Raw genomic sequence first — 12,277 nt, forward strand, 5'->3', positions numbered from 1 at the left:
TAAAAATTTATTTCAAAATACCTCTTATTCTGTTAGCATTTTTGATGAGTTCTTCTAGGAAATCATAATTTTCTTTCTCTAATGCGGCTTTAAATTTTCTTAATTGAGAAATATGCTCATTAAGTACATCTAGTACATTCTCTTTATTTTGTTTAAAGATAGGAACCCACATTTCGGGGTGAGATTTTGCTAACCTTACCGTGCTAGAAAATCCCGAACTGGCTAACTGGAAAATAGTATCTTCTTCCTTCTCTTTCTCTAAAACCGTATTGGCTAGAGCATAAGAGGTAATGTGTGAAATGTGCGAAATATAAGCCGTGTGTATATCGTGCTGTTCGGAAGTCATTTCCACGAGGTTCATTTCCAAAAGTTGGTAAACTTCGGATACTTTTTCCACAGCGTCTTTTGCAGAATCTTCAGCATCGCAAAGAACGGCTACTCTGCCAGAAAAAGAGTCTAATTGGGCTGACTTAGGTCCGCTGTTTTCCGTCCCCCACATAGGGTGCGAAGCTACGAAACGAGTTCTATTTCGGTGATTTTTGATAGCATTTACAATTCCCAATTTTGTAGAACCAGTATCCATTACGGTTTGATGTTGGTCTAGTAAATCCAATACATTAGGTAGTATCTTTTGGGTAGCATCTACAGGAATCGCTATGATGATGAGGTCAGCCTTTTTTACCGTATTTTCCAAATCATCAGCTTCATCTATGATGCCCAATGCTAGGGCTTCGTTGAGGTGGTCAGTGGAGTTATCTGTACCACATATTTGTATTGAAGTGTTTTTACTTTTCAGTTTTAGAGCCATTGAGCCGCCAATTAGCCCAACGCCAATTAGTCCTACAACCATTATTTAAGAGATTTAAGGTTAAAGAAACGAGCTTCTTTCTCACATTTTTCAAAACTGATTTCGTACATCGGATTTTTTTTAGGATAGTAGAGTAGATAAGAAGGGCAAGGCTTTTTTTGAGCATTACTCTTTTGGAAGTTTATCTCGCCGTGGGTAATAAGGCTATCTTTTAAAAAACTTTCGGTGATTTGTAGATGTTGCATTTGAACCTTGAACTCTTCGGAGTAGCTGAACTCTTTAGACAGTGTTTCTGCAATTACACGGCTGTTAGGAAGGTAGCCACTACAACTCACTCCTTTCTGATTAAGTACAAAAAATACAATAATAAATCCTGGTATAAGTCCTATTAAATAAAATTTGAGTTTTCTCATTAGAAGGTTAATAAGTTTATATCGTGGTAGTTTAATCCAAATTTTTCACAAACAATTTTCTTCGTATGTCGGCCTTTATACATATAGATAGCATCTTTGCTACTGCTATCTTTTAGGAGCATCGTTTCCAATCCACCTTCGTGGTCAGACTGTAGCAGATAGCTCAAGAAGAAATTACTAATGGCTTTGGTAGTAGTTCTAGGCGTTTTAGACGTTAGGTTCGGAATTCCAGAATGAACAATCTCGTGTTTTATAACAATAGGGTTGCTTTGGGTAGTTAGTTCTGCGGTTTCAATAGATTTACCGTAATCAATGGTAAGGTCTATAACAACGCTGCCCTTTTTCATCAGTTGTACCATCTCTTCCGTTACAACAGGAGGCAGATTGTGCCTTTGCAAGGCTCCTATTACAACATCGGCTCTTCTAAGGCTTTTCGTTAGCTCTTTAGGGTCTATAATCGAGGTAGAAACTCTATTATCTATAAAGTTGTGCAGTCGTCTTAGCTTTGCCAGAGAGTTATCAAAAACCCTAACATTAGCCCCAAGTCCAATAGCCGTTTTTGCCGCAAACTCACCTACAATACCCGCCCCTAAAACCACCACTTCGGTAGGTCTTACGCCTGTAAGACCGCCTAACATCAAGCCGTTGGACTGTGCCAAAAGTTCCGAAGCATAAAGAATAGCAACATTGCCCGCAATTTCGCCAATCAATCTTACTAATGCCAACTGCTGGTATTCATCTTTAATAAATTCAAAAGCAATGGCAGTGATTTTTCTTTCGGCTAATTTTTTAAAATAATGAGGCGTCTGAAGATTAACTTGTAACGCTGAAATTAGAAAAGAAGACGGTTTTAGATACTCAATTTCTTCTTCTGTAGGAGGATTTATCTTTAGCACAAGCTGTTGCCCAAAAGTTTCTTTAGGGTCGTTGGTGATGATGGCTCCCGCCTCGGAGTATTGCAAATCGGTGAAAAACGAGCCTTCACCAGCCCCACTTTCTATAATAACCTGATGCCCATTTTGCGTGAGAACCTGCACCGCATCGGGAGTTAGGCAGAGCCTTTTTTCGTTTAGGCAAGTTTCTTTAGGAATACCTATGAAAAGCCTTTGCCCTTTTTTTATAATTTCTAATCGTTCTTCTTTTGGTAGAAGTTGTTCTTCTTTAAATGGAGTAAATATCGTACTACTCATAGTTATTAGGAATTATTCAGTATATGAAAAATATAAGCAAATATAAGAATCATTTAAACACAATATGCCTTTCTCCTTCTATATTTTCTATTTTCATTTCGTGGTAGTGGAGTCCCTCAAGTTCAGTCTCGTAGATTTCTGGCCATTCTATAATAGACAAAAACCCCGTTTCCAGATATTCTTCAATACCGATGTCAAAGGCTTCATCGGCAGATTTCATTCGGTATAAATCAAAGTGATAAATGTTGCCTTTCGGGCAAGTATACTCATTCACAATAGCATAAGTAGGAGAAGAAACCTCATCGGTACTACCAAGTGCCTTTAGTAAAAATTGAGTGAAAGAAGTTTTACCAACCCCCAAGTTACCCTTCAATAAAAGGATAGGGTGTTTCAGTTGAGGCAAAATCTGGCGGATAACTTCCTGCCACTCTTCTATGGTAGAGATTGTAAATTCCATTTTTTTTAAGGAGCAAAGTTAAGCTATATTTATGAAATTAAATAAAAAACAGAGAGATTATGGGGGAGGAGCTAGGGGATTTTTCTGATTCGTGACAGGATTAAAACTAAAAATAAAGCAAGACAATAGTAACGAGGTAGCATTTGATAATTATTTTAAGTTTATTTCTTACAGATTTACAGAAAAATTTTTATCTTTAACGCAACTAATAAGCAGATAACCGATACTTCAATATAAAAATAAAGTCTAACCGAGCAGATACAGAAACCAACTAGGCAGGTAACCAGACCAACCAAGCAGATATAGAAACCAACTAGGCAGATAACTAAACTAACTGAGCAGATATAGAAACTAACCAGGTAGAAATAGAAACCAACGATGGATAATTCAAAAAACAGATAGAAAAATTATAAAATTATTAAAAATAGAAGAATATGAGCAAGTATATCAGCGAACAGAAGAGTTTACAAAACATTGGTATTTTATTTAACAATCTCACAGAAGGCACTCCTCTTGCCACCGAATTGGCGGAATATGGCTACACCAAAGATGAAATAGAAAAAGGAAAAGCCCTCTACACACAAGCCCAAAATCTCTACCAAACTAACATTCGAGAGGGGCAGGAAGAAACCCAAGCCTACGCCAACTTTAAGCAAGAGCTAGACCTACTTAATGCAACCTATGCTACCGACCGAAAGAAGGCACGCATCATCTACAAAGAAAACCCAGAGGTGCTGAATAACTTACGTCTTAAAGGGCGTCCGCCTTATGCCCTTGCCTCTTTGCTAGAAAACATTGGGGTATTCTATAACACACTAAAGGCAGAAGAAAGCCTTCGCACTCCGCTCCAAAGGCTCAAAGTTACAGAAACTACCATTGAGGCACAATTAGCACAGCTCACTAAAACCGAAAAAGCCTATGCTGCCTACATTCAAGAAAAAGGCGAAAGCCAACAAGCCACCAAAGATAAAAACGAAGCACTAACAAAGGTGGATAAGTGGGTGAGAGAGTTTTATAGCATTGCCAAGATTGCCTTAGAGGATAAACCGCAATTATTAGAAAGTTTGGCAAAATTCGTTAGAAGCTAGTCGTAATAAATGTTAAGGCATAAGAGCTACTAATGAACCACTACTTTAGGTTAGATTGTAATACAATACAAAATTTCATAAGGATAAAAATATCTGTATCTTTGCCAGAATAGATTTAGTAATGGTAATGAATACAAATGTCGTAAAGAACCAATCTAAGGTAGTGGTTTCATTTCTTTATTTGCCGGCAGCCTTGTTGTTGATGATAGCCTTGTTTCTTTGGAGTCAAGAATCCTTGTCTGTCAGTGGTTATGTTGCAGTTCAGAAGGAAGTATTTCTTTATATCAATCATCAGTTGGGGCAATATCCTAGTTTGATGATAAATCTTACACAATTCGGAAATGCGTTGGTATTCTTATCGTGTTTGAGTATTTTCATTATTTATGCTCCGAAACTCTGGGAGGCTTTGATTTCGGCATCGCTTGTTTCGCTTTTATTTTCAAAAGGGCTTAAAAATTTATTTTCAGTGCCAAGACCAGCTGCAATGTTTGATGTTGATACTTTCATCATTGTTGGCGAAAAACTTACGGGGCATAGCAGTTTGCCATCGGGACATTCTATTACTGTTTTTACGATACTTACAGTGCTGATGTTCAGTTTTATGCCGAGGAATTTAATTTATAAGATGCTGTGGTCTTTCTTTATTATCATTATGGGTTTAATGCTAGTATCTACAAGGGTAGGCGTGGGAGCTCATTATCCTCTTGACACTATTGTTGGTGGTATTATAGGTTATATTTCAGGAGTTTTGGGAATACTCTTTAGCCAAAAATATAAAATCTGGAGTTGGATAGCTGATAAGAAGTATTCTCCCATTTTTATGGTACTATTTACAGCTTGTATCATCATTATTTCAAAAAATATCTTTACCGAAGGCTTAGTGGTGTTTTATCTCCCACTGGTGTGTTTAGTAATATCATTATTTAAAATAGGATTTCTCTATGTTAAAAAGTAGTTTAAAAGTAACTCACTTCGCACTTTTGATGAGTGTGTTACATTTGTTATTATTTCACATTCCGTTTTACACTTATGTGGTTAATAATATAGATTATACAAGTTTTAATGGAGTGCTGCTTATTGCAAGTTTAGTGGTGGTAATGGTAGTGGCTAATTTTTTTGCATTCTATTTATTTTTGTATTTATCACGCTTTGTGGGTAAGTTTTTATTAGTGTTATTCTTCCTTATCAATGCGGTTTCAGTCTATTTTATCACTACTTATGGTGTGATTATAGACGAAAGTATGATAAGCAATGTATTTAATACCAATTATGAAGAGTCTAGTAGTTTCTTTTCAATTAAGTTGGTGTTGTATTTAGTTCTGTTAGGCATTTTGCCGAGTATTTATATTGTTAGGACTAAAATTATCCCAAGCACCTTCAAGCAGTTTGCTAAGACGATGGCGATGGCGTTGTTGTTTATGGTGGTGATGGCTTTTGTAAACGCGAGTAATTGGCTTTGGGTAGACAAAAACTCTAAACAGTTAGGTGGTTTGGCAATGCCTTGGTCTTATAGTGTGAACACGGCGTTGTATCACATTCACAAGTATAAAAAGAATGAAAAGGAAATTTTGCTACCGAATGCCAAGATAAAAGACAACGAAAAGTCGGTGGTGGTATTGGTGATAGGAGAATCGGCGAGAAGTCAGAATTTTTCGCTTTATGGCTATAATAAAAATACCAATCCATTACTATCAAAAACGAGTAATGTTTTTCATTTTAAGGCTAATTCTTGTGCCACTTATACCACAGCAGGAGTTAAATGTATTTTAGAACATACCAATACTGATGATTTGTATGAAATACTACCCAACTATTTATATCGTAACGATGTAGAAGTGATTTGGCGAACGACCAACTGGGGTGAACCGCCACTACATATTGCAAATTATCAAAACAAAGAAGCTCTAATGAAAGACTGCAACAAGCCCGAATGTGATTATGATGAGGTGCTTGTAAACGGATTAAAGGAGCAGATATTAGCAAGTAAAAAGAATAAAGTATTGGTAGTGTTACACACAAGTACCAGCCACGGACCTACTTATAGTCAAAAATATCCATCAAAATTTGAAGTGTTTAAACCTGTTTGCAATAGCGTAGAGTTGGGCAAATGTTCTCAAACAGAATTGGTAAACGCTTACGATAACACGATTGTTTATACAGATTATATCTTACATAATGTTATCGAGAATTTAAAAGAGTTAAAGGATTATAAAAGTACAATGTTATTTGTTTCTGACCACGGCGAGTCTTTGGGAGAGAAAAACTTATATATGCACGGAGTACCTTTAAGTATTGCACCTAAAGAGCAGTATGAAATACCATTTATTGTTTGGTTGTCGGATAATAGTCATAAAAAATTAAAGCCAAACGAGGTGCTTTCTCAAAACCATGTATTTCACAGTGTGCTTAACTTTTTAGGAGTAGAAAGCCCTATCTATAAAGAAGAAATGAATATTTTTAAATAGATAGTTTTTCTTTTTTATTAAATTTTTTAATGTAGTCAAAGGATTTTATGAATATTAAAAATAATATTTTTGTTAAAAACGCACATCTTAACAACCTTAAAAACATAGATGTTCTCATACCTAAAAACAAACTAGTGGTAGTAACTGGCGTGTCTGGTAGTGGGAAATCGTCTTTAGCCTTTGATACTATTTATGCCGAAGGGCAAAGGCGTTATGTGGAGAGTTTAAGCTCCTATGCTAGACAGTTTTTGGGACGATTGGAAAAGCCAAAGATAGACGATATTAAAGGCTTAGCACCATCTATCGCCATACAACAGAAAGTAATTTCTTCTAATCCAAGGTCCACAGTAGGAACTTCCACCGAAATTTACGATTATCTTAAATTATTGTTTGCTCGTGTGGGGCGTACCTATTCGCCTGTATCTGGTGATGAGGTGAAAAAGGACAGCATTTCTGATGTTATTACTTACATAGAAGAAAATCCTAATCAAGAGTTTCTACTCACAGCACCGCTTTCTTTTGCTGATGGTGATTTTAAATCACTATTAAATACGCTAAAAGTTTCAGGATTTACTAGATTAGAAATTAACGGAAATATTGCTGAAATAGAAGATTTAGAGAGTTTTGGCTTCGTTCCTGAAAAAGAGATGTTGCTTAATTTGGTTATTGACCGCTTTGTTTACGAGGACGAAGAGTATTTTCTGCAACGCTTAGCAGATTCTATCCAGACGGCGTTCTACGAGGGGCACGGCTCTTGTGCTTTAAAAAATATTGAAACTCAAAATATAAAACATTTTTCTAACCTTTTTGAAGCTGATGGGATTTCGTTTTTAGAACCTAACCTTCATTTTTTTAGTTTTAATAATCCTTACGGAGCGTGTCCTACTTGCGAGGGTTATGGTAAAGTAGTTGGGATAGACGAAGATTTAGTAATTCCTAATAAAAGGCTTTCGGTTTACGAAGATGCCGTGGCCTGTTGGAAAGGAGAAACGATGAGCGAGTGGAAAATGCACTTTATCAAAAACGCTCCAGATTTTCCAATCCATAAACCCTATTTTGAACTTACTAAAGAGCAAAAACAACTCTTATGGAGAGGAACGGGAGCTAAAAACTTTCCGTGTATAGACCAGTTTTTCCGTATGCTGGAGGAGAATTTGTATAAGATACAATACCGAGTGATGCTCTCTCGTTACAGAGGTAAAACCAAATGTCCTGACTGCGAAGGTCTAAGATTAAGAAAAGAAACCGAATGGGTAAAAGTGGGAGGGCATAATATACAATCGTTAATGGAATTACCATTGGACGAACTTCTGCCTTTAATTAAGAATCTTAAACTTACCAAACACGAGCAAGAAATTGCTAAAAGGCTACTCTACGAAATTACTACTAGACTAGAGTTTTTGTTAAAAGTAGGCTTGGGATATTTAACGTTGAACCGTACTTCTAATACTTTGTCAGGTGGAGAAAGTCAAAGGATTAACTTAGCGACTAGCTTGGGGAGTTCTTTGGTTGGGTCTATTTATATTTTGGACGAGCCTTCCATTGGGCTACATTCACAGGATACCGAGAATTTAATAGAAGTTCTAAAGAATTTAAGAGATTTAGGCAATACCGTTATTGTTGTGGAACACGATGAGGATATTATGCGTGCCGCAGATTATATTATAGATATAGGTCCAGAAGCAGGTTTTCTTGGGGGAGAGCTGGTCTTCGCAGGCGATTTTAAAGACCTCAAAGAAGCTGATACTTTAACTTCTAAATATCTTACAGGAAGGCTAGAAATAGCAGTGCCAAAAAGGAGAAGGAAGGCTAAATCGTTCATCAATATCAAAGGAGCAAGACAAAATAACCTTAAAAATATAGATGTTGATATTCCTTTGGAGAATTTGGTGGTGGTTACAGGAGTGTCGGGCTCTGGTAAATCTACATTGATGAAAGAGGTTTTGGCTAACGATATTCAAATCCAGTTAGGAATGGGAGGTAAAAAAGGCGACTATGATTATGTAGAATTTCCGCCTCAACTTGTGAAGCATATCGAATTGATAGACCAGAATCCTATCGGAAAATCGTCTAGGTCTAACCCGGTAACCTATCTTAAGGCTTATGATGATATTAGAGATTTGTTCGCTAAGCAACGTCATTCTAAAACTATGAATTTAAAGCCTAAGCACTTTTCGTTTAATGTAGATGGTGGGAGATGTGATGAGTGTAAAGGAGAGGGCGTTATTACCATATCTATGCAATTTATGGCAGATGTGGAACTAGAATGTGAGCATTGTAAAGGAGCAAGATTTAAGTCCGAGATATTGGAAGTTAAATTTGATGAGAAAAACATTGCAGATATTCTACAAATGACAGTAGATGAAGCGATTGATTTCTTTAATGATAATAAGCAAGATAAAATAGTTACCAAACTAAAACCATTGCAAGAAGTTGGTCTAGGCTATCTTAAATTGGGACAAAGTTCTTCTACGCTTTCGGGTGGAGAAGCCCAGAGGGTAAAGTTGGCTTCGTTTTTAGTGAAGGGTGTAACTACGGAGAAAACGCTTTTTATTTTTGATGAACCTTCCACAGGGCTTCATTTTCACGATATACAGAAATTATTAACCTCATTACAGGCTCTTATAGAGTTGGGGCATTCCGTAGTGGTTATAGAGCATCAGCCAGATATTATTAAGTCGGCAGATTGGATAATAGATATAGGCCCTAACGCAGGTAAGTATGGTGGAGAAGTGGTTTTTGCGGGAACGCCTGAAGATTTAGCAAAAGATAAAAAGTCTAAGACCGCTAAATTCGTAGCCGAAAAACTTTAAAAGAGTAAAAAAGGTATCTCATTATAAAACGAGATACCTTTTTTAACACTGCTAGATTAAACAAAATTGTGGTAATGAAAAGTATTTTGCGAGCATATATCACTAAATTTTCTATTATTCCCTAAATTCTGCCTTTTGCAAATACTATATTAGTAGCAGTATCTTTTAAGTTTTTATTTTTAAAGTCATTGACTTAATTTGAGGTTCATTACTTGTTATATCGTCAATTATTTCTGGATATTTTTCTTTTAATTCTTTGAGATTAATACGGTTTTTTGTAGTGATTTCAATACTTGCAGGAAAAATATTTTCTTCAAATAAATCTGTAGCTATTCCAAGTTGTTTTTTTGCTTCTTTTGCAGCATCTTCTTTAGAAATATAAATTATTTTTTCTGGTTGAAAATTTTCTTTTAAAAATTCCTTGAGATTATTTAATTCTTCAATTTTTGTTGAGTCGTTTAAATAAATATTATACTCAAGAGCTTTTGCTTTTGGAATATCAATTTTAATTAAATATTCAGAGTTTTTTTTAAGATTAGGATTAAAATCTTTTATTTCTAATTTTGATTTTAAATCTTCAAAAACTATTTTTTCACCAAATAAAAATTTTCCAAATTCAAAATTTTCGGTTTTTCCTGTCATTTCTTCAACCTCGAATGTTGATATTTCAAGACTGTCATTTTGTGCCAAGAATTCCTTTGAATTCTCAATAATAACTTTTTGAAAATAATTTTTCTTGATTTCAATCCAATTTGAACTCTGAGCATTTAAAGAAATTACGAAAAATAATACAATAAGTGTTTGTAGACGTTGTTTCATGATATTGCTGCTAACATTTGTATTATGATTACAATTTGAACTCTAGTTTTACATTAAAGAAGCGTCCTGTAAGTCTTACAGGTACGGGGTAAATGTAGCCTGTGTTGGCATCGTTAATCCATTGGTTAGAAATGGTATTATTGATGTTGAAGGCATTAAACACCTGAACACCTAAAGTCAACTCTTTAAAATTTCGCCAAAAAGGAGCGTGAGCTTTAAAGTCTTTTTGGTCTATAAAAACTTTGGATAATCCTATATCCACCCTTTTGTAAGCAGGGAGTGTTTTTTGATATTGATAAGGGTCGGCAAAAACAGACGCTCCGTTAGGTAATCCACTAGCGTAGATTAAAGTAAGATTAACTCTCATACTAGGGAATTTAGGCATATAGTCTTGATAGAACATAGCAGCCCTAAATCTTTGGTCTGTTGGTCTTGGGATATAGCCTTTGTTATCAATATTTTCAAATACTCTAGCATAGCTTAAAGACAGCCAAGAATCTACTCCGGGAACAAACTCGCCAAATAACCTTGTATCTATACCATAGGCATAACCTTCGGAATTGTTTTGCCCAGAATATCTTATACGTACATTATCCACATAGTAGGGGATAAGGTGGTTCATCTTTTTATAATAGGCTTCCGTAGTGAGCTTAAATGGTCGGTCTTTCCATTGAAATTCGTAGTCGTTGCCTAAAATAAGTTGCAAAGACTGTTGGGCTTTTATGTTAGAATTAAAATTACCTTCCAAATCCTTTATTTCTCTATAAAAAGGAGCTTGGTAGTAAACGCCTCCTGCTAGTCTAAATAGCATATCCGCATCCCAATCGGGCTTAATGGCTATTTGTAATCTAGGAGAAACAATGGTTTGATTATTAAAACTCCAATGTTGAGTCCTAATACCTCCATTGATGAAAACTTTGTGTGTTTGCCAAAAGAATTTTTTAGAAGCCTGTACATAAGCTGAAAGTCGGCTAGGCTGTATTTCATTTTGACCTCTAATATTGAATTTTAACTTTAAGTCCGATGGGTCTAGCTGTCCAATAACTGCAGAGGCTCTAGGTGTACTGTACCCTAAAGAGTCGGCAAGTTGCCATTCATTGGTATAGTCTTGTAGAAATTCTTTTTCGTATTTAATTCCTACCTCATAATCAGTATTTACATCAGGCGAAAATCTCGCCCTAAATTGAGTTCCTAAAGTTCTTACTAATAAATCATTTCTAGCGTGGTCTATCTGTCCACCTATATCGTAAGAAACGGTTGGTTCTCCAGTAGCAGGGTTGTAAGCCTGTAATTCGTAGGCAGAAGCGATGGTATAATATTCTTTCTCTCGGTTTTGATAAGCAAAATTATCTAACGAAAACCTCCAATTTTTATTAGGTTTAAAATGAACAGAAGCTGTCCCCATCATATTTTTATAAGTGTCGTTTTCTCTTCCATTGTAAAACACGGTAAGCGTCATTGGGGTTTGCAAAGTCCCAAAATTAACTTTTCGTTGTTTGGGAAGCATCGTGTAGTCATTTTTAGCATAATATCCAATGAAAGATAATTGCCATTTAGGATTGATATGGTAATTGATGAAGGTTTGAATATCAAAGTTTTGAGGATTGAAATCTGTATCTTCATTTAGCGTGTTAAGTACCAGATTGGTATTACGATAACGCCCTGAAATCAAGGTGGTTAATTTTTTATCTTTAGATGCACCGCCTAGCGTTAGCCTACCTCCAATAAGGCTGGCTTCTCCTGACAGTTCTGTTTTTTCGGGTTCTCTATAATAAACATTAAGAGTAGACGACATTTTATCGCCGTATCTCGCTTCAAATCCACCTGAAGAAAAATTAACAGTAGAAACCATATCAGGGTTGATGATGCTCATACCTTCCTGTTGGGCATTTCTAATGAGGAAAGGACGGTAAAGTTCCACATCATTGATGTAGATTAAATTTTCGTCATAATTTCCACCTCTTACCATATATTGGGAAGAAAGTTCGGTATTGGAGTTTACCGAAGGCAAAGTTTTAATAAGTCCTTCAATACCACCTGAAATAGAAGCAATTTGTTGTGCTTCTTTAGCCGAAATACTGGTGTTGGTAAGGTCGGTTACTTTTTTCTTGGTTCTCTTTTGGAAAACCACTTCTTCTATCTCTTTAGTCTTCTGAGCTACTGCTAGATAGGGCAATACAGCTAAGATAAGATATATCTTTTTCAAAAGCGATATTTTTAATGA

The 12,277-nt window shown here is 35.8% G+C and carries 10 protein-coding genes; 4 read left to right on the top strand and 6 right to left on the bottom strand.

Going from position 1 to position 12,277, the window contains the following annotated elements:
• Positions 1-7 precede the first annotated feature (7 nt).
• Genes D1003_RS00735 through tsaE form a run of 4 tightly spaced genes read right to left on the bottom strand, consistent with a single transcriptional unit; the run spans position 8 to position 2,868 of the window.
• The gene (locus D1003_RS00735) at positions 8-850 is read right to left on the bottom strand and encodes a prephenate dehydrogenase (RefSeq protein WP_052911256.1); all 843 of its coding nucleotides are present in this window, start codon (positions 848-850) and stop codon (positions 8-10) included.
• Positions 850-1,221: a hypothetical protein gene (locus D1003_RS00740; RefSeq protein WP_004917745.1), complete on the bottom strand. Its 372-nt coding sequence runs from the start codon at positions 1,219-1,221 to the stop codon at positions 850-852. The genes D1003_RS00735 and D1003_RS00740 overlap by 1 nt, the downstream gene beginning before the upstream one ends.
• Positions 1,221-2,411: an alanine dehydrogenase gene (locus tag D1003_RS00745; RefSeq protein WP_004917747.1), complete on the bottom strand. Its 1,191-nt coding sequence runs from the start codon at positions 2,409-2,411 to the stop codon at positions 1,221-1,223. The genes D1003_RS00740 and D1003_RS00745 overlap by 1 nt, the downstream gene beginning before the upstream one ends.
• Before the next feature lie 49 nt (positions 2,412-2,460).
• Positions 2,461-2,868, bottom strand: coding sequence for a tRNA (adenosine(37)-N6)-threonylcarbamoyltransferase complex ATPase subunit type 1 TsaE (gene tsaE, locus D1003_RS00750; RefSeq protein WP_153935324.1), 408 nt, complete (start codon positions 2,866-2,868; stop codon positions 2,461-2,463).
• 434 nt (positions 2,869-3,302) lie between these two features.
• Between tsaE and D1003_RS00755 the strand changes: the two genes are divergently transcribed.
• The 4 genes from D1003_RS00755 (at position 3,303) to uvrA (ending at position 9,234) form a co-directional block, all read left to right on the top strand.
• Positions 3,303-3,956: a hypothetical protein gene (locus D1003_RS00755; protein ID WP_052911254.1), complete on the top strand. Its 654-nt coding sequence runs from the start codon at positions 3,303-3,305 to the stop codon at positions 3,954-3,956.
• A 121-nt stretch (positions 3,957-4,077) separates the two neighbouring features.
• A complete protein-coding gene (locus D1003_RS00760) occupies positions 4,078-4,911 on the top strand; it encodes a phosphatase PAP2 family protein (protein ID WP_153935325.1) in 834 nt (277 codons plus the stop codon).
• Positions 4,898-6,421, top strand: a complete 1,524-nt coding sequence (gene eptA, locus D1003_RS00765) for a phosphoethanolamine--lipid A transferase EptA (RefSeq protein ID WP_153935326.1) — start codon at positions 4,898-4,900, stop codon at positions 6,419-6,421. The genes D1003_RS00760 and eptA overlap by 14 nt, the downstream gene beginning before the upstream one ends.
• A 47-nt stretch (positions 6,422-6,468) precedes the next feature.
• Positions 6,469-9,234: an excinuclease ABC subunit UvrA gene (uvrA, locus tag D1003_RS00770; RefSeq protein ID WP_153935327.1), complete on the top strand. Its 2,766-nt coding sequence runs from the start codon at positions 6,469-6,471 to the stop codon at positions 9,232-9,234.
• A gap of 165 nt (positions 9,235-9,399) precedes the next feature.
• On the opposite strand, the gene D1003_RS11005 is transcribed toward uvrA, so the two are convergent.
• Both D1003_RS11005 and D1003_RS00780 read right to left on the bottom strand, forming a co-directional pair.
• The gene (locus D1003_RS11005) at positions 9,400-10,053 is read right to left on the bottom strand and encodes a permease-like cell division protein FtsX (protein WP_260393264.1); all 654 of its coding nucleotides are present in this window, start codon (positions 10,051-10,053) and stop codon (positions 9,400-9,402) included.
• A gap of 28 nt (positions 10,054-10,081) precedes the next feature.
• Complete coding sequence (locus D1003_RS00780) at positions 10,082-12,259, bottom strand: TonB-dependent siderophore receptor (RefSeq protein ID WP_153935328.1); 2,178 nt, start codon at positions 12,257-12,259, stop codon at positions 10,082-10,084.
• Between the last annotated feature and the right edge of the window lie 18 nt (positions 12,260-12,277).

The sequence above is a fragment of the Riemerella anatipestifer genome (assembly GCF_009663465.1).
In the GTDB taxonomy this organism is placed as follows: Bacteria; Bacteroidota; Bacteroidia; order Flavobacteriales; family Weeksellaceae; genus Riemerella; species Riemerella anatipestifer_C.

Coding starts and splice junctions, on each gene's coding strand:
- D1003_RS00735 (WP_052911256.1), bottom strand. CDS start 850: ATGGTTGTAGGACTAATTGGCGTTGGGCTAATTGGCGGCTCAATGGCT.
- D1003_RS00740 (WP_004917745.1), bottom strand. CDS start 1,221: ATGAGAAAACTCAAATTTTATTTAATAGGACTTATACCAGGATTTATT.
- D1003_RS00745 (WP_004917747.1), bottom strand. CDS start 2,411: ATGAGTAGTACGATATTTACTCCATTTAAAGAAGAACAACTTCTACCA.
- tsaE (WP_153935324.1), bottom strand. CDS start 2,868: ATGGAATTTACAATCTCTACCATAGAAGAGTGGCAGGAAGTTATCCGC.
- D1003_RS00755 (WP_052911254.1), top strand. CDS start 3,303: ATGAGCAAGTATATCAGCGAACAGAAGAGTTTACAAAACATTGGTATT.
- D1003_RS00760 (WP_153935325.1), top strand. CDS start 4,078: ATGGTAATGAATACAAATGTCGTAAAGAACCAATCTAAGGTAGTGGTT.
- eptA (WP_153935326.1), top strand. CDS start 4,898: ATGTTAAAAAGTAGTTTAAAAGTAACTCACTTCGCACTTTTGATGAGT.
- uvrA (WP_153935327.1), top strand. CDS start 6,469: ATGAATATTAAAAATAATATTTTTGTTAAAAACGCACATCTTAACAAC.
- D1003_RS11005 (WP_260393264.1), bottom strand. CDS start 10,053: ATGAAACAACGTCTACAAACACTTATTGTATTATTTTTCGTAATTTCT.